Source organism: Pantoea sp. PA1 (genome assembly GCF_056856975.1).
In genome coordinates this window covers 161704-179306 of the sequence record NZ_JBXGEE010000002.1, presented here as the reverse complement: position 1 = coordinate 179306, position 17603 = coordinate 161704, and the positions used below count along the sequence as shown (strand labels likewise).

Below are 17603 nucleotides of genomic sequence, written 5' to 3'. Positions count from 1 at the left end.
TAAAAAACGCTTACTTTCCAGATAACAGTAAAAAGGTAAGCCAACGTCCCGGTGGACGACACAAAGACAAGGAGAACGGGTTATGCAAAAAAGGATGGAAGACTGGCACCCGGCTGACATTATCGCAGCCCTGCACAAACGCGGTACGACGCTGGCCGCACTGTCACGCTCGGCCGGCCTCAGCTCATCAACACTCGCGAATGCGCTGACGCGCCCGTGGCCAAAAGGCGAATGGCTGATCGCCGAGGCGATCGAGGTGCATCCCAGCGAGATCTGGCCCAGCCGCTACTACGATCCTGACACGCACCGCCTGCTGGATCGCAAAAAACGTATCCGGATCCCCGCCGATCTTTCCGGCACGCCCTGAGATCGACAGGCGAAAAAAAACCAGCCCCGCAAAGGGCTGGTTCTTTCAGCGCATACCTGAGATTACTCTTCGCTGACGCGCTCGATATTCGCACCCATCGCTTTCAGCTTATCTTCGATATGCTCATAGCCACGATCGATGTGATAAATGCGATCGACGAATGTCGTGCCTTCCGCGATACAGCCAGCCAGAACCAGGCTGGCAGAAGCACGCAAATCGGTCGCCATCACCTGCGCACCGGACAGGGTTTCCACCCCGTGACAGATCGCGGTGTTGCTCTCGATCTCCGCATGGCCGCCCATACGAATCAGCTCCGGGATGTGCATGAAACGGTTTTCGAAAATGGTTTCGGTAATCACGCCGGTGCCTTCCGCCACCATATTCAGCAGGGTGAACTGCGCCTGCATATCGGTCGGGAAACCCGGGTGTGGCGCGGTGCGCACATTGACCGCTTTAGGGCGTTTGCCGTGCATATCGAGACTGATCCAGTCTTCGCCGGTTTCGATATCGGCACCGGCGTCACGCAGCTTAGAGAGAACCGCATCCATCGTATCGGGCTGAGCCTTGTGGCACATCACTTTGCCGCCTGAAATGGCGGCTGCCACCAGGAAGGTGCCGGCTTCGATGCGGTCCGGCAGAACGCGGTAAACACCGCCGCCCAGACGCTCGACGCCTTCGATGGTGATCTTGTCAGTGCCTGCGCCGCTGATGCGGGCACCCAGCGTGTTAAGGAAGTTGGCGGTATCGACAATTTCCGGCTCCCGCGCCGCATTCTCGATCACGGTGGTGCCGGTCGCCAGGGTTGCCGCACTCATGATAGTGACGGTTGCGCCGACGCTGATCTTGTCCATGACAATCAGCGCGCCCTTCAGGCGACCGTTGACGGACGCCTTGACGTAGCCCTCTTCCAGCTTAATCTCGGCACCCAGCTGTTCCAGGCCGGTGATATGCAGGTCAACCGGACGCGCACCAATCGCGCAGCCGCCCGGCAGCGAAACCTGACCCTGACCAAAACGCGCCACCAGCGGGCCCAGCGCCCAGATGGAGGCGCGCATGGTTTTCACCAGATCGTAAGGCGCACAAAATACATCGACCGCGCTGGCATCGACATGCACAGAACCGTTGCGCTCCACCTTCGCACCCAGCTGGCTCAGCAGCTTCATGGTGGTATCAATGTCGCGCAGCTTTGGCACATTCTGGATCTCTACCGGCTCTTCGGCCAGCAGGGCAGCAAACAGAATAGGTAGCGCGGCGTTCTTCGCCCCGGAAATGGTTACTTCACCACTTAAGCGGGTGGGGCCTTGCACACGAAATTTGTCCATTAACACGGCTCTCAATTAACTAGCTAAAGATGTGACTCGCTTACCACGAGTGCACCACGCTGAGGGATCAGAAACCGTTGAGTTTACGGTCGCGCGCCCATTCAGCGGGAGTATAGGTTTTGATAGAGACAGCATGAATGCGGTTGTCCGCGATGTATTCCATCAGCGGCGCGTAGACAGCCTGCTGTTTTTTCACGCGGCTCAGCTCGCCAAACAGTTCGCCTACGGCGATCACCTGAAAATGGCTGCCATCGTTGCTCATCACATGCACTTCGTCTAAAGGCAGCGCTGCCATCAGCACGGCCTGAATTTCACTGTTTTCCATTGTGCTTAACTTCACTTAATAATAATAAGGCTGACATAGTAGAGGAAAGCGGCTGACTCTTAAATACGCAAAAGCCCCTGTTGAAAACAGGGGCTTAGCATAACAAGCGGAAATCAGGCGCTTTTATCCGCAGAAACAATAATCTGTTGCAGATTGTAAAGCGTAATCAGCGACTGCAGTTTGTCGCTGATACCGGCAAAGCGCGGGGTGCTCCCCTGCGCCCGTGCGATTTCCCGCAGGTGCACCAGCAGAGCGAGGCCGGAAGAGTCAACCCGGTTCAGCGCCGCGACGTCGATCGTCTCGACGCCGCGAATCAGCGTTTCACGCTGCTGCCAGAGGCCCATCAGGGTGTCGCGATCCAGCTCGCCTTTCAGTAATAGCGTGCTGGCTTCGCGCTCCCAGCGTAACGATTCGTGCATTATTGTTGTTTATCCAGCGTGATTGGCTGTGACGCAGACGATTTGAGCTGCGCCGTCAGACCATCGATACCTTTGGTCCGTAACAGATCGCTCCACTCATTCTGTTTGGTGGTGATCATGCTGACACCTTCGGCAATCATGTCATAAGCCTGCCAGTTGCCAGTCTGGCTGTTTTTACGCCACTGAAAGTCGAGGCGAACCGGCGGACGGCCATTAGGATCGATGATAGTGACGCGAATCGCCACAATTTTGGCGTCGCCCAGCGGCTGCTCAGGCTGGATCTGGTAGCTCTGGCCGTTGTAGAGGGCCAGTGCCTGACCATAAGCCTGGGCCAGATAGTCGCCAAAAGCGCTGAAGTAAGCTTCGCGCTGCGCCGGTGTTGAGTCACGATAGTAGCGACCCAGCACTAATGCGCCCGCATATTTGATCTGCACATAAGGCAGCAGTTCCTGGCGCACAATCTGACGCAGGTAGTTGGGATCCTGCTTGATTTTTGGCTGCTCATTTTTCAGACGGCTGAAGGTCTTTTGCGCCGCTTCGTTCATCAGCTTGTAGGGATTGCTCTGGTCGGCTGCCGTTGCCATCAGCGGGACCGCAACCACCAGCATGGCAATCATCAGTAAACGTTTAAACATGGTATGCCCTCTTCTTTAAGGTTGAGCCGGTTCCGCAGGCGCGGCACTGCTGCCATCCTGCGCATCCTTGCCCTCATTTTTTTGTTTGTTGTCGCCGCTCTTGTAAAGGAACTGACCGATCAGATCTTCAAGCACCATCGCCGATTTGGTGTCGCGCAGCGTATCGCCATCTTTCAGCATCGCCGAACCGAGTTCAGGATCGTCAAAGCCTAAGTTAAGCGCCAGGAACTGCTCACCCAGCAGACCCTGGGTGCGAATCGCCAGCGAACTGGTATCTGAAATTTTATTCGCGTACTGATCGCTGATCTCCATCGTGACGCGCGGCAGCAGGGTCTTCGGTTCAAGCTCGATATCCGTCACCCGGCCAATCACTACGCCGCCGATTTTGACCGGCGAACTGGCTTTGAGGCCGCCAATATTGTCAAAGGTCGCGTAGAGTTTCCACGTCGGCTCCGTGCCCATTGACTTCAGGTCGGCGACGCGCAGACAGAGGAACAGCGCGGCGATCAGCGCCATAATCATAAAAATGCCAACCCAGATTTCGCTTTTTTTGCTTTGCATTGCATCAATTCCCAAACATCAGTGCTGTCAGCACAAAATCCAACCCGAGTACCGCCAGAGAGGCGTGTACGACGGTACGCGTTGTCGCGCGACTGATCCCTTCGGAAGTGGGAATCGCGTCATAGCCATTAAAAAGAGCAATCCAGGTCACCGTCACGGCAAAGACAGCACTTTTAATCAGGCAGTTCACCACGTCGGTGCGGAAATCGACCGCATTCTGCATCGCCGACCAGAAGAAGCCGGGATCGATCCCCTTCCAGCTCACACCCACCAGTGCACCGCCTGCGATCCCGACCGCCGTAAAGATGAGTGCCAGCAGCGGCATGCTGATGAAGCCCGCCCAGAAACGGGGCGACACCACCCGGCGTAACGGATCGACAGCCATCATCTCCATACTGGAGAGCTGCTCGGTGGCTTTCATCAGGCCGATTTCCGCCGTCAGCGCCGAGCCCGCCCGGCCGGCAAACAGCAGTGCGGTTACCACCGGTCCCAGCTCTCGCAACAACGACAGGGCCACCAGCATACCCAGACTGGTTTCGGCGCCATAGGTGGTCAGCACCAGATAGCCCTGCAGCCCGAGAACCATGCCAATGAAGAGACCCGATACCACAATAATCAGGAGCGACAGCACGCCAACGCTGTAGAGCTGTTTGATCAGTAGTGGCGTGTGTCTGCGAAACGCCGGTTTTCCTACCAGCGCGTGAAACAGCATTAATCCTGCGCGTCCAAAACTGGCGCACGTTTCAATTCCCTGACGACCAAACGACGCCAGCGCCTTCAAGACCATCTGTTTAGTTACTCCGTGAGCCGGTTAAATCAGCGAGATAATCGCCGGCAGGAAAACGGAATGGAACCGGACCATCCGCATCGCCATCAATAAACTGGCGCACGCGCGGGTCGTTATTCTCTCGCAGTTCCGGCGTGGTGCCGTGTGCGATAATTTTTTGTCCGGCCACAATATAGGCATAGTCCGCAATGCTCAGTACTTCCGGTACGTCATGCGAGACCACGATGCAGGTCAGGCCCAGCGCATGGTTCAGTTCATCAATGAGTTTGACCAGCACGCCCATGGTAATCGGATCCTGACCGACGAAGGGCTCATCAAACATGATGAGTTCCGGCTCCAGCGCAATAGCGCGCGCCAGGGCCACACGTCGCGCCATGCCGCCTGACAGCTCTGCGGGCTTCAGCTGGGCCGCGCCCCGCAGGCCCACCGCCTCCAGCTTCATCAGCACGGTGCTGTGCAGAAGCGGCTCAGGCAGTCGCGTATGTTCACGCAGCGGCCACGCAACGTTTTCATAAACCGTTAAGTCTGTAAACAGCGCACCCGACTGGAACAGCATGCTCATCTTTTTACGCGCTTCATACAGTCTGGCGCGCGATAATGACGGAATGTTTTCGCCACGGAAAAAAATCTCGCCGCGGGTCGGCTGAAGTTGCCCCCCAATCAAGCGTAGCAGAGTGGTTTTTCCGATCCCCGATGGCCCCATAATCGCGGTCACTTTGCCTTTCGGCACGGTCAGCGAGATGTCATCAAAGATGGTGCGATCTCCGCGCGAAAAACTCACGCCACGAACCTCAACCAGATTCGTTTGCTGCTGGGTCATTATTACCTCTTGTAAGGATCGGGCGTAAACATGGGGTACGATGGTAGCCTGTTCAGTCCTGATTCACGATAGCTTTACAGAAACTTACCGCTAAGATTTGGCGAAAATGGTCATTAAATTTACTTTTGCCCCTGAGGCGGTCAAAATCAGCGCCTGTCTCGCCAAACAGAATTTTAAACCGGCCGGGAACGCATTGCCGGCCTGAGTTTTTACGCAAGGATTTTTCATGTTCGTAGCTTCTGCACTGTTGATTATCGGTTTGCTTTTACTGGCTTATGGTGCCGATCGACTGGTGTTTAGCGCCTCAATATTATGCCACTCTCTGGGCATTCCGCCGCTGATTATCGGCATGACCGTGGTCAGCATCGGCACCTCGCTGCCGGAGATGATCCTCTCCTTTTCGGCAGCGCAGCATGGCCAGATGGATCTCGCTGTGGGCACCGCCCTCGGCTCGAATATTACGAACATTTTACTGATTCTGGGTGCCGCTGCGCTTATGCACCCGCTGAGTGTGCATTCTAATCTGATTCGCCGCGAACTGCCGCTGATGTTGCTGGTCACCCTGCTCAGCGGTTTTATGCTGTTTGACAATCAGCTTAGTCGACTGGATGGAATTGGCCTTATCGCGATTGCCGCGATTTATCTTCTGGTGGTGATTCGCATCGCGCGCAAGGCCGAACAGGACAATAACGACACCCTGACCCGCGAGCAGCTGGCCGAGCTGCCCCGTGAAGAGAGCGGCAACACGGTGGCCTTTCTCTGGCTCGCCGTTGCGCTGATCATCCTGCCGATGTCGACACGCATGGTGATCGACAACGCCACGGCCTTTGCCGACTACTTTGGCGTCAGTGAGCTGGTGATGGGCCTGACGCTGATCGCCGTGGGCACCAGCCTGCCTGAGCTGGCAACGGTCATCGCCGGTGCACTGAAAGGCGAAGATGATATCGCGATCGGTAATCTGGTCGGCGCCAACATTTATAATATTGCCATCGTGCTTGGCCTGCCGGCGCTGATCCACCCCGGCAGCATTGACTATCACGCTTTCGCCCGTGACTACTGGGTGATGCTCGGCGTGAGTGCACTCTTTGCCCTGCTCTGCCTGCTACGGCGTCGCCGCGTTGGCCGGACGGCAGGCCTGATTTTACTCTGTGGTTTCTTCGTCTGGGTGACGCTGCTGTGGATGCAGCCGGCGTTCATGGACGGCTAACAAGGACAGACTCACTATGTCACATCAGCAACCAACAGCATTCGACTTCCAGCAGGTGGGAAAAACCGTCCTGCGCATTGAGCGTGAAGGGCTGGAACAGCTCGATCAATATATCAATGAGGACTTTGCCCGCGCCTGCGCCCTGATCTATGCCTGCCAGGGTAAGGTGGTGGTGATGGGCATGGGGAAGTCAGGTCACATCGGCAAGAAAATGGCGGCGACCTTTGCCAGCACCGGCACGCCCGCCTTTTTTGTGCATCCGGGCGAAGCCAGCCACGGCGATCTGGGCATGGTGAGCAAAAATGATGTCGTCATCGCCATCTCTAACAGCGGGGAGTCGAACGAGATTCTCGCCCTGATTCCGGTGCTGAAGCGCCAGCACATTACGCTGATTTGCATGACCGGACGGCCTGACAGCGCGATGGGACGGGCTGCCGACGTGCATCTCTGCGTCCACGTTCCTCAGGAAGCCTGCCCGCTGGGTCTGGCCCCGACCAGCAGTACCACCGCCACGCTGGTGATGGGTGATGCTCTGGCGGTTTCGCTGCTGGAAGCGCGGGGATTTACAGCCGAGGATTTCGCCCTCTCCCACCCTGGCGGTGCGCTGGGCCGCAAACTGCTGCTGCATGTGGCCGATATCATGCACAGTGGCGATGCGCTGCCGCATGTCACCCGTGACGCCTCACTGCGCGATGCGTTGCTGGAGATTACCCGCAAAAACCTCGGTCTGACGGTAATCGTCGACGACCTGATGAAAATCGAAGGGATTTTTACTGATGGTGACCTGCGCCGCATCTTTGATATGGGCATCGATTTTCAGCGAGCCACCATCGGGGAAGTGATGACGCCAGGAGGCATCCGCGTCCGGCCAAACATGCTGGCGGTGGATGCCCTGAACCTGATGCAGACCAAAAACATTACGTCGATTCTGGTGGCCGATGACGACCATCTGCTCGGTGTGGTACATATGCATGACATGCTGCGCGCTGGCGTAGTCTGAACAGGAAGAGAAAATGCAACAGGCAACTCCCCCGATTGACACCTGCTACGGCCCGGTCAGTGCTGAGGTTATGGCGCGCGCCAGTCGCATTCGTCTGCTGATCTGTGACGTGGACGGCGTGATGTCCGACGGGGTGATCTACATGGGAAATAACGGCGAAGAGCTTAAGGCGTTCAACGTGCGGGATGGCTATGGCGTGCGTTGCCTGCTGACCTCAGATGTGGAAGTGGCTATTATTACCGGCCGCAATGCCCGTCTGATGGAAGATCGCTGCAAAACGCTCGGCATCCGTCATCTTTATCAGGGACAATCGGATAAGCTTTTGGCCTATCGCGAACTTCTGGATAAACTGTCTCTTTCCGACGACCAGGTCGCCTATATCGGCGATGACCTGATCGACTGGCCGGTCATGGCGAAGGTGGGATTGAGCGTGGCGGTGGCGGATGCACATCCTATCCTGTTGCCGCGCGCAGACTATGTTACCCGTATCGCCGGTGGACGCGGTGCGGTTCGTGAAGTCTGCGATCTGATCTTAATGGCGCAGAACAAATTTGAGGATGCCAAAGGGCAATCAGTATGAGTAAAAGCAGGCGTTGGATAACGCTGATTCTGACCTTGATTGCACTGGTTTTGATCGGCTGGAATCTTACCAATAAGGATGACGATGGGATGCCCGTCGGGACAGACAGTCAGTCTCCGACCTACACCAGTGCGGATTCGCACACGGTGGTTTACAACCCGCAGGGCGCGCTGTCCTATAAACTGGTCTCAGACAAAGTGACCTATTTCTCGGATGACGAACTGAGCTGGTTCGAGCATCCGGTGATGACCACCTATGATGAGAACAAAATCCCGACCTGGACGTTACGCGCGGATAAGGCAAAGCTCACCAAAGATCGTATGCTTTATCTTTATGGCCATGTTGAGCTCAACACGCTGACGCAGGATTCTCAGCTGGAGCGGATCAAAACAGATAACGCGCAGATCAATCTGGTGACCCAGGACGTTACCTCGGATGACCAGGTGACATTGTATGGCCGCAGCTTTAACTCCACCGGCATGAAAATGCGCGGCAATTTACGGACAAAAAACGCCGAGTTAATCGAGAAGGTCAAAACCTCTTATGAAATTCAAAATGAACAAAAATAGCCTGAAGCTTTTACTGGCCAGCGTGCTGCTGGCGACCAGCGTTCCGGCGCTGGCCCTGACCGGTGACTCGGACAAACCCGTTAATATTGACTCGCAGAATCAGGCGCTGGATTTACAGGGCAATGTCGCGACCTTTACCGGCAACGTCATTGTGACGCAGGGCACCATTAAAATTACGGCAGATAAAGTTGTGGTCACCCGTCCGGGCGGCGACAGCAAGAAAACTATCGTCGACGCCTACGGTAATCCTGCCACCTTCTATCAGATGCAGGACAGCGGCAAACCGGTTCAGGGCCATGCCGCAAAACTGCATTACGAACTGGCCAACGATTTAGTTGAACTGACCGGCAATGCGTTTATTGAGCAGCAGGACAGCAACATCAAAGGCGATCGCATCACCTACCTGGTGAAAGAGCAGAAGATGCAGGCTTTCAGCCAGGGCCAGAACAAGCGCGTCACCACCGTACTGGTGCCGTCGCAACTTCAGGATAAAGCGTCGTCCAACAGCGAGAAGAAGAGTAACTGATAGCTATGGCCACATTAATCGCAGAAAACCTGGCGAAGGCCTACAAAGGCCGTCGCGTGGTAGAAGATGTCAGTCTGCAGGTGAAATCCGGCGAGATTGTCGGCCTGCTGGGCCCGAACGGTGCCGGTAAAACCACCACGTTCTACATGGTGGTCGGCATCGTGCCGCGTGACGCGGGCCGTATCGTGATTGACGATGAAGATATCAGCATCCTGCCGCTGCATGCGCGTGCGCGTCGGGGTATCGGCTATCTGCCGCAGGAGGCGTCCATTTTCCGTCGCCTCAGCGTTTACGATAACCTGATGGCGGTGCTGCAGATCCGTGACGATCTGACCGAAGAGCAACGCCAGGATCGCGCCCGCGAGCTGATGGAAGAGTTCCACATTGAGCACCTGCGCGACAGCATGGGCCAGGCCCTCTCCGGCGGCGAACGCCGCCGTGTTGAGATCGCGCGTGCGCTGGCCGCCAATCCGAAGTTCATTCTGCTGGATGAGCCTTTTGCCGGTGTTGACCCTATCTCCGTTATCGACATTAAGAAGATCATTGAGCATCTGCGTGACAGCGGCCTCGGCGTGCTGATTACCGACCATAACGTGCGTGAAACGTTAGCGGTCTGTGAGCGGGCTTATATCGTCAGCCAGGGCCACCTGATCGCGCACGGCACACCCAATGAAATTCTTGCGGATGAGCAGGTTAAGCGGGTTTATTTGGGTGAAGAGTTCAGACTCTGATAAGGTGTCGTTAAGACCGCTATTTACCTGGGAACTATCATCCTGTCTATGAAGCAAGGCTTACAACTCAGGTTCAGCCAACAGCTGGCAATGACTCCCCAACTGCAGCAGGCGATTCGTCTGCTGCAGCTCTCTACGCTTGAACTCCAGCAGGAGCTACAGCTGGCGCTGGAAAGTAATCCCCTGCTTGAGCAGACGGACCCGCACGACGAGATCGACTCCCGGGACGCTGCAGAAGCGGAGGCGCTGGATACCCGCGAAGCGCTTGAGCAAAAAGAGATGCCCGATGAACTGCCGCTGGATGCCACCTGGGATGAGATCTACACCGCTGGCACACCTTCCGGCACCGGAACGGACTATCAGGATGATGAGCTACCGGTCTACCAGGGTGAGACGACGCAGTCCCTGCAGGATTATCTGATGTGGCAGGTCGGCCTGACGCCGTTCAGTGATACCGATCGCGCGATTGCGACCTCTATCGTCGATGCTATCGATGACACCGGATATCTCACCGTTTCGCTTGAGGAGATCCTCGACAGTATCGGCAATGACGAGCTGGAGGTGGATGAAGTTGAAGCGGTGCTGAAACGCATCCAGCGCTTTGACCCGATTGGCGTGGGTGCGCGCGATCTGCGCGACTGCCTGCTGGTTCAGCTGTCACAATATGCGCCCGACACGCCCATGCTGACCGAAGCACGTCTGATTGTCAGTGAGCATCTCGACCTGCTGGCCAACCACGACTTCCGTAGCCTGATGCGGGTAACGCGCCTCAAAGAAGAGGTGCTGAAAGAGGCGATGCTGCTGATTCAGTCGCTGGACCCGCGTCCCGGCCAGTCGATCAACACCGGCGAACCGGAATATGTAATTCCCGATGTGCTGGTGCGCAAGGTCGGCAGCCGCTGGACGGTTGAACTCAACGCCGACAGCCTGCCCCGCCTGAAGATCAATCAGCACTATGCGGCGATGGGCGGCACCACGCGTAACGACAGCGACACGCAGTTTATTCGCAGCAACCTGCAGGAAGCACGCTGGCTGATTAAGAGTCTGGAAAGCCGCAATGATACACTGCTGAAAGTGACGCGCTGTATCGTTGAGCAGCAGCAGGCGTTTTTCGAGCAGGGGGAAGAGTTTATGCGCCCGATGGTCCTGGCTGATATCGCTCAGGCTGTTGAGATGCACGAATCGACTATCTCCCGCGTGACCACGCAGAAGTATCTGCACAGTCCGCGCGGTATTTTTGAACTGAAGTACTTTTTCTCCAGCCACGTCAACACGGAAGGGGGCGGCGAAGCCTCCTCTACCGCGATTCGTGCGCTGGTGAAAAAATTAATTTCGGCGGAAAATCCAGCCAAACCCTTGAGCGACAGTAAACTGACCTCCATGTTGTCCGATCAGGGGATCATGGTGGCACGGCGTACCGTCGCAAAATATCGTGAGTCTTTATCCATCCCGCCATCGAACCAGCGTAAACAGCTGGTTTGACAGAAATGAGAAGGAAGACCTATGCAGCTGAACCTGACCGGGCAACACGTTGAAATTACGCCACCACTGCGTGAATTCGTCAGTGCTAAATTTGCCAAACTGGAACACTATTTTGAGCACATCAATCAGGTCTATATTGTCCTGAAAGTTGAGAAAGTCATGCAGGTGGCTGACGCAACACTCCACGTTAACGGTGGCGAGCTGCACGCCACGTCGGAAGCGGAAGATATGTACGCGGCGATTGACGGGCTGATCGACAAGCTCGCCCGTCAGCTGACTAAACATAAAGATAAACTGAAAAAACACTAACCTTCATGCTGGCTACGCGCGCCTGGCGCACTGAGCCGACAGGATGGGGCGGATAATCCGCCCCGTTTTGTCATCTGGCAGGCGTCATTTTCCGTCACGTCAGAAGACGCCGGCGGTGAATGGCCTGGTGAACCCGCAAGTGAAACGATAATGAACAACGATCTTACACTGGAATTGAGCACGGTGCTTTCGCCTGACTGCACACGCAGTGGCGTACACTGCCAGAGCAAAAAACGTGCGCTGGAAATCATCAGCGAACTGGCCGCTAAGCAGCTCAACCTGCCGCACCAGACGCTTTTCGAAGCGATCCTGACGCGTGAGCGTATGGGCAGTACCGGTATCGGCAACGGGATAGCGATCCCGCACGGCAAGCTGGAAGAGGATACGCTGCGCGCGGTCGGGGTCTTTATCAGCCTCGAACAGCCGATTGCGTTTGATGCCGTTGATAACCAGCCGGTCGATCTGCTGTTTGCCTTACTGGTTCCGGCTGACCAGTGCAAAACACACCTGCACACCCTTTCACTGGTGGCAAAGCGTCTGGCCGATAAAACGGTCTGCCGCCGGCTGCGCGCTGCGCAGAGTGATGAAGAGCTTTATGCCATTATTACGGAAAACCAGACAGAGCTGTAACGCGTCTTTACCGGCCGGGTGCCGGTTTTAAAACGGGAGAGAAGGTCATGGTGCTGATGATCGTTAGCGGTCGTTCAGGCTCGGGGAAGTCAGTGGCACTCCGTGCGCTGGAGGATATGGGGTTCTACTGTGTTGATAACCTGCCGGTGGTGCTGCTGCCGGAGTTAGCGAACTCACTGGCAGAGCGGAATATTTCGGCGGCGGTCAGCATCGACGTGCGCAATATGCCTGAATCCCCCGAAATTTTTGAAACCGCACTGAATAATCTGCCCGACTCCTTTTCACCTCAGCTGCTGTTTCTCGACGCCGACCGCAACACGCTGATTCGCCGCTACAGCGATACGCGTCGTCTGCACCCCCTCTCCAGCAAAAATCTGTCGCTGGAGAGCGCCATTGATGAAGAGAGCGATCTGCTGGAGCCGCTGCGTTCGCGCGCCGATCTGATCATTGATACGTCAGAGATGTCGGTGCATGAGCTGGCCGAGATGCTGCGCACCCGCCTGCTGGGCAAGCGTGAACGCGAGCTGACCATGGTATTTGAATCCTTTGGTTTCAAACATGGCATTCCTATCGACGCGGACTATGTGTTTGACGTGCGCTTTCTGCCCAATCCCCACTGGGATCCGAAACTGCGCCCGATGACCGGCCTCGATCGCCCGGTCGCGGCCTTCCTCGACCGCCACACGGAAGTGCATAATTTTATCTACCAGACACGCAGCTATCTTGAACTCTGGCTGCCGATGCTGGAGACCAACAACCGTAGCTATCTTACCGTGGCGATTGGCTGTACCGGCGGTAAACACCGCTCAGTCTATATCGCCGAGCAGCTGGCGGACTATTTCCGCTCGCGCGGTAAGAATGTACAGTCACGCCATCGCACGCTGGAAAAGCGCAAATCATGACCGTCAGACAAACTGTAGAAATCAAAAATAAGCTGGGCATGCATGCCCGTCCGGCGATGAAGTTGTTTGAGCTGGTGCAGAGCTTCGATGCCGAAGTGTTACTGCGCAACGAGGCAGGCACCGAAGCCGAGGCCAGCAGCGTGATCGCCCTGCTGATGCTCGACTCGGCAAAAGGGGGACACATTGAGATTGAAGCCAGCGGGCCGGAAGAGGTCCCGGCGCTGGCTGCGGTCATTGAGTTATTTGAAGCGGGCTTTGATGAAGAGTAAGGTCAGTTAAGCTGATTACGCTGTAAAAAGCCCTCTCCCCCCAGCTGACGCATCTGGCGCAGTATCCACTGCTGCCGCGACCTGACATAGCCTGAAGGCGCGGCGGCACGGTAACGAATCGGATTCGGCAGGACCGCCGCCAGTAAAGCAGCATCGGCCGCAGTGAGCCGGCTGGCAGGTTTGTGGAAATAGTGCTGTGATGCGGCCTCCACACCAAAGATGCCCGGCCCGAACTCCGCGATATTGAGATAGACGGTCAGAATACGCCGCTTCGTCCAGACCGTCTCAATCCCCACCGTCAGACCCGCTTCCAGCCCCTTACGGATCCAGCTGCGACCATCCCAGAGAAAGAGATTCTTCGCGGTCTGTTGTGACAGCGTGGACGCTCCGCGCATCCGGCTGTCGCTGTTATCCAGCACCGATTCAATCGCCGCCACATCAAAGCCCCAGTGCGTGGGAAACTTTTGATCTTCAGAAGCGATAACGGCCAGCCCCATCCACGGCGAGATCTCATCATGTCCGACCCAGTCTGAGTGCGCCACATAACTGAAATCACCGCGCAACCACGCCCCCACCTGTCGCTCCACCATCACTGCGGAGAAGGGCACCGGTAAAAACGAAAAGAGTAAAATGCCGGCCAGCCACACGCCCAGCCAGACCAGCAGGAGACGGCCGGCAATCCGTCTGATACGCCGTCCGGCGCTTCCTTTATGCTTGTTCATGCAATCTTCCCATACCTGTTTCAGACGTTAATCAATTACTCATGTAATCACTGCCAGAAAAATCGCCTTTTTGCGATTTTCGGTGAAAATGAACGGTGCGTTTCCAGACTTCATGCACCTATTTTGCATCAACATGCGGCAACAGATCGAAATAGTTCAAGGACTTCCGAAAAAAGGAATCGGTTCCATTCATTGCCACTGCTTAGCATCTTTCCAGATAAACACTTAATAATGGGTAATAAACGCCGCTTTAAATCATTCATCAACCTTAACTGTTATTTTTTTCTGTTGTCGTAATGGTTCAACTCTTAACCAGAACTATTCTTATAACGTCTAAATAAACAGCAGAGGTCAGCGTAAATCCTGTTATAAATGACCCGGTTTTCGATCCCTGCCCCGCAACCCGGCAGACGCAGAAAAGCGCAAAGTTTAAGATTCATTTCTGCCATTCCGAATCGTTTTGGATGATTCGGTTCATTTCAGGCTGCCGGCTTGCAATATCAGCGCGTTACGCGGACTGTCAGGGCAAATGAACCTGCCGGTTCGCTTTTACGCTGTACGGTCTTCGCGACATGGCGCAGCCGCGTTAAAAGTACGCGAAAAAGGGTAAATCTGATTAAAATAGCAGCAACATAACGCGGAAATTAATTCCTTGCTTGACTGTGTTGCCAAATTAATGTTTTCTGTGTTTAAACGCTGCTCAACATCACACATTTTAATGAATCTTGTCACATGAGAAGATGAATTTGCTAAGGTGATGACAGTGTTAACCAATACCCTGCGGCTGCATTAATTATTCAAATCATAGCGGCCGCAACATTTTCCCTGGTGTTGGCGCAGTATTCGCGCACCCCGGCCTCGGCTGGGGTCATTTTTTTCTGCCGTTTCACTTCTCCTGTCCGGCAACCCAGTCGCGCAGAACCTGCACATCGTGTCGCCACTCATGTTTCAGCTCTTCAATCCATTCAACCACGTTGTCCCACCACGCCGGCAGCTCCGGACTCTGGATCTGTTTCGCCAGCATCTGTAAACGCTGCAGCCCGACGGACCCGGCCGCGCCTTTGATTTTGTGCCCCTCTTCCGCAATTCCTTTCTGATCGCGCGCCATCAGATTCGATTCCAGCACCGCAAGATAGTCCGGCATCATCTTCTCAAACATCGTCAGGCTCTGCGTAATCAACCCCGGGCCCACCAGCTCGATATACTGTTCGAGCATTGCGACATCCAGCAGCATCCGGATTTTGTCATCGCTGACGGCGGGCGTTTCATCGTCCGTTTCTGCCTGATAGTCCCAGTATTTTTTGATCATTGCGGTCAGGGCAGGCACGGCCAGCGGTTTACTGAGCACATCATCCATCCCGGCGTCGAAATACTCTTTTTTATCTTTCAGCACGTTGGCCGTGAGCGCCACCAGCGGAGGCAGATGTGCGCCCTGATACTGCTGGCGAATCGCACGGGAGACATCCAGCCCGGTCATATCGGGCAGCTGAATATCCAGCAGCACCAGATCGAACTCCAGCGGGTCAAACATCGCCAGAGCCTCGCTGCCGGTCATGGCGACCTCCACGCTGCATCCCAGCTTCTCCAGAACGGAGCGCGCCACAATCACATTCAGTTCGATATCCTCAACCAGCAGCACATGCAGCGCAGGCAGAGGCAGGCTGTCGTCGACGCCTTCGTCAATCACTTCTTCTGCGATGCGTGGTGCTTTAATTTCGACGGTGAAGCATGAGCCCTGGCCGGGCGCACTCTGTACGCGGATATCTCCCCCCATCGCATGGGCCAGACGACGTGAAACCGCCAGCCCGATGCCGGTTCCGGTCGCCGGTTTCCCGCCATGCTGATCTTTAACCTGATAGTACATCGCAAAGATCTTGTCCTGCTCCTCCTGCCGGATACCCATGCCGGAGTCCTGCACCTCAAAGCGCAGTGTTTCATCCTGCTCATACGCGACGCGCACCACGATCTCGCCCTGCTGGGTGAACTTCACGGCGTTACCAATCAGGTTCCAGAGAATCTGACGCAGACGCGTTCCGTCGGTGGAGATCATGTGAGGCAGCGGCAGTTGCGGCGCGAGCACAAACTTCAGCCCTTTTGGCTGCGCCAGCAGGCCGGAGAGATTCTCTAAATCGGCGAGGAAACCGGTGAAGTCGAGCGGCTGATTATCCAGCTGAACTTTACGACGCTCGATTTTGTCCACCTCAATCACATCGTTGAAGATGTTGCCCAGCGTAATGGCCGAGACGTGGATGGTTTTCAGGTATTTCAGCTGTTCCTGGTTCAGATCGGTATCCAGCAGGATGCGGCTCAGGCCGACAATGCCATTAAGCGGCGTACGCAGCTCGTGGCTGATAGTGGAAATAAAGGTGGTCTTTTCCCGGCTGGCGTTCTCTAACGCGTCCTGATAGCGCTTACGCTCGGTGATATCGCGGCCAAAGCCCATCAGCCCGCTGCGTTTGCCGACACGATCGTAATAGGGCACCTTGCGGATCTCAAAACAGGCTTTGCGCCCGTCAGGATATTGCAGCCACTGCTCATAGGTCAGGGAGACGTTATGGCGGAACACTTTTTCGTCCGTTTCCAGCACCTTGGTTGCGGCTTCATCATCGTAGATATCGCGCGGCGTCAGGCCAATCAGCTGCTTTTCGCTTTTGCCGGTCAGCAGCTCCATGGCGCGGTTGCAGCCGGAGAACTGCTTGTCGATATTGCGATAGAACACCAGGTCAGGTGACGCATCCAGGAAGGAGCGCAGGAAGGATGATTGCTGCTCCAGCTCAATCTGAGCCTGTTCGCGGCGGGTGACCTCTTCGCGCAGCTTGTCCATCACCTGTTCGCGCGCCAGCTCCGCTTTTTTACGATCGCTGATCTCCTGATTCAGCTGGGTGATGGTTTCCTTCATCTGCTGATTGAGTTCCAGGTCGCGGGTGCGCATCTCTTCCAGCTTATCCACCAGCCTTGCCAGCCGCTGCCGCGACTCCTCAAGCTGATCGACCACCACCGACAGAAAATAGACGGCCCAGGGCGTAATCAGCAGGCCAAAGAAGACCGAGCGCACCACATCGATACTCTCGACGTGCCCCCGCAATACCATCGTGACCGCCATCTGGACAATCATCGCCAGCACCACCAGCGCAGAGGCCAGCAGCAGCGAGAACCTGACCAGGCCAAGTTTGACCATTAAATCGACATAGTACTGCGCCAGCAGACGAATCTGTTTCATAACGACTCCCTGGAAAAGAAACAGCCCCATGATAGCGCAGTTAGCCTGCGGACGTCGCAGCACGTCACGCGAAGATGAGGGATTGAATGCGCTTTTATGGTGCATCCGCCCTGCCGTTCGGCGACGTTTGGTACAAACCGGTTAAATCCCTTGACTGATTGTGCCAAATGAATAATCTGTAAGGCCGCCTGTGAATCGCAGATTTCACCCGACGGCCTTT

Annotated in this window: 21 protein-coding genes; 12 read left to right on the top strand and 9 right to left on the bottom strand. The window is 55.7% G+C overall.

What is annotated here, in order from left to right; translation table 11 throughout:
* The first annotated feature begins 82 nt into the window (after positions 1–82).
* Positions 83–367, top strand: a complete 285-nt coding sequence (locus AC1V0D_RS11630) for a helix-turn-helix domain-containing protein (protein WP_033736431.1) — start codon at positions 83–85, stop codon at positions 365–367.
* Positions 368–429: 62 nt separating this feature from the next.
* On the opposite strand, the gene murA is transcribed toward AC1V0D_RS11630, so the two are convergent.
* From murA to mlaF, 7 genes are all read right to left on the bottom strand, one after another.
* Entirely contained in the window at positions 430–1689 is a 1260-nt protein-coding gene (gene murA, locus AC1V0D_RS11625) for a UDP-N-acetylglucosamine 1-carboxyvinyltransferase (RefSeq protein WP_009092454.1), read from the bottom strand.
* Between the two features lie 67 nt (positions 1690–1756).
* On the bottom strand, positions 1757–2014 hold the full coding sequence (gene ibaG / locus AC1V0D_RS11620; protein WP_009092456.1) for a BolA family iron metabolism protein IbaG: 258 nt from the start codon (positions 2012–2014) through the stop codon (positions 1757–1759).
* A 113-nt stretch (positions 2015–2127) separates the two neighbouring features.
* Positions 2128–2433 carry a lipid asymmetry maintenance protein MlaB gene (mlaB, locus tag AC1V0D_RS11615; protein WP_046101075.1) on the bottom strand — a complete coding sequence of 102 codons (306 nt, stop codon included), beginning with the start codon at positions 2431–2433 and terminating at the stop codon, positions 2128–2130.
* Entirely contained in the window at positions 2433–3068 is a 636-nt protein-coding gene (mlaC, locus tag AC1V0D_RS11610) for a phospholipid-binding protein MlaC (RefSeq protein WP_482907444.1), read from the bottom strand. The genes mlaB and mlaC overlap by 1 nt, the downstream gene beginning before the upstream one ends.
* Positions 3069–3083: 15 nt before the next feature.
* Positions 3084–3629 carry an outer membrane lipid asymmetry maintenance protein MlaD gene (mlaD, locus tag AC1V0D_RS11605; RefSeq protein WP_009092459.1) on the bottom strand — a complete coding sequence of 182 codons (546 nt, stop codon included), beginning with the start codon at positions 3627–3629 and terminating at the stop codon, positions 3084–3086.
* Positions 3630–3633: 4 nt separating this feature from the next.
* Positions 3634–4416, bottom strand: coding sequence for a lipid asymmetry maintenance ABC transporter permease subunit MlaE (mlaE, locus tag AC1V0D_RS11600; protein WP_009092460.1), 783 nt, complete (start codon positions 4414–4416; stop codon positions 3634–3636).
* A gap of 4 nt (positions 4417–4420) precedes the next feature.
* On the bottom strand, positions 4421–5236 hold the full coding sequence (mlaF, locus tag AC1V0D_RS11595; RefSeq protein WP_046101074.1) for a phospholipid ABC transporter ATP-binding protein MlaF: 816 nt from the start codon (positions 5234–5236) through the stop codon (positions 4421–4423).
* A 226-nt stretch (positions 5237–5462) separates the two neighbouring features.
* Here mlaF and AC1V0D_RS11590 point away from each other — a divergent pair, with 226 nt between their 5' ends.
* The 11 genes from AC1V0D_RS11590 (at position 5463) to npr (ending at position 13441) form a co-directional block, all read left to right on the top strand.
* The gene (locus AC1V0D_RS11590; RefSeq protein WP_482907443.1) at positions 5463–6443 is read left to right on the top strand and encodes a calcium/sodium antiporter; all 981 of its coding nucleotides are present in this window, start codon (positions 5463–5465) and stop codon (positions 6441–6443) included.
* 16 nt (positions 6444–6459) lie between these two features.
* A complete protein-coding gene (gene kdsD, locus AC1V0D_RS11585; protein ID WP_482907442.1) occupies positions 6460–7443 on the top strand; it encodes an arabinose-5-phosphate isomerase KdsD in 984 nt (327 codons plus the stop codon).
* A 13-nt stretch (positions 7444–7456) separates the two neighbouring features.
* A complete protein-coding gene (gene kdsC, locus AC1V0D_RS11580) occupies positions 7457–8023 on the top strand; it encodes a 3-deoxy-manno-octulosonate-8-phosphatase KdsC (protein WP_009092464.1) in 567 nt (188 codons plus the stop codon).
* Positions 8020–8592: an LPS export ABC transporter periplasmic protein LptC gene (gene lptC / locus AC1V0D_RS11575; RefSeq protein WP_009092465.1), complete on the top strand. Its 573-nt coding sequence runs from the start codon at positions 8020–8022 to the stop codon at positions 8590–8592. The genes kdsC and lptC overlap by 4 nt, the downstream gene beginning before the upstream one ends.
* Positions 8567–9118 (top strand): lipopolysaccharide ABC transporter substrate-binding protein LptA, encoded by a 552-nt coding sequence (lptA, locus tag AC1V0D_RS11570; protein ID WP_482907441.1) that lies wholly within the window; start codon positions 8567–8569, stop codon positions 9116–9118. The genes lptC and lptA overlap by 26 nt, the downstream gene beginning before the upstream one ends.
* Before the next feature lie 5 nt (positions 9119–9123).
* Positions 9124–9849 (top strand): LPS export ABC transporter ATP-binding protein, encoded by a 726-nt coding sequence (lptB, locus tag AC1V0D_RS11565; RefSeq protein WP_009092467.1) that lies wholly within the window; start codon positions 9124–9126, stop codon positions 9847–9849.
* Between the two features lie 48 nt (positions 9850–9897).
* Positions 9898–11331, top strand: coding sequence for an RNA polymerase factor sigma-54 (gene rpoN / locus AC1V0D_RS11560; protein WP_009092468.1), 1434 nt, complete (start codon positions 9898–9900; stop codon positions 11329–11331).
* A gap of 21 nt (positions 11332–11352) precedes the next feature.
* Positions 11353–11640 carry a ribosome hibernation promoting factor gene (gene hpf / locus AC1V0D_RS11555; protein WP_009092471.1) on the top strand — a complete coding sequence of 96 codons (288 nt, stop codon included), beginning with the start codon at positions 11353–11355 and terminating at the stop codon, positions 11638–11640.
* Between the two features lie 150 nt (positions 11641–11790).
* Positions 11791–12270: a PTS IIA-like nitrogen regulatory protein PtsN gene (ptsN, locus tag AC1V0D_RS11550; RefSeq protein WP_009092473.1), complete on the top strand. Its 480-nt coding sequence runs from the start codon at positions 11791–11793 to the stop codon at positions 12268–12270.
* 47 nt (positions 12271–12317) lie between these two features.
* The gene (gene rapZ / locus AC1V0D_RS11545; protein WP_003851114.1) at positions 12318–13172 is read left to right on the top strand and encodes an RNase adapter RapZ; all 855 of its coding nucleotides are present in this window, start codon (positions 12318–12320) and stop codon (positions 13170–13172) included.
* Complete coding sequence (gene npr / locus AC1V0D_RS11540; RefSeq protein WP_009092474.1) at positions 13169–13441, top strand: PTS phosphocarrier protein NPr; 273 nt, start codon at positions 13169–13171, stop codon at positions 13439–13441. The genes rapZ and npr overlap by 4 nt, the downstream gene beginning before the upstream one ends.
* Before the next feature lie 2 nt (positions 13442–13443).
* Here npr and mtgA read toward each other — a convergent pair whose 3' ends face one another.
* Positions 13444–14163 (bottom strand): monofunctional biosynthetic peptidoglycan transglycosylase, encoded by a 720-nt coding sequence (gene mtgA, locus AC1V0D_RS11535; protein WP_111208264.1) that lies wholly within the window; start codon positions 14161–14163, stop codon positions 13444–13446.
* Between the two features lie 886 nt (positions 14164–15049).
* The gene (gene arcB, locus AC1V0D_RS11530; protein ID WP_482907440.1) at positions 15050–17383 is read right to left on the bottom strand and encodes an aerobic respiration two-component sensor histidine kinase ArcB; all 2334 of its coding nucleotides are present in this window, start codon (positions 17381–17383) and stop codon (positions 15050–15052) included.
* Positions 17384–17603 lie beyond the last annotated feature (220 nt).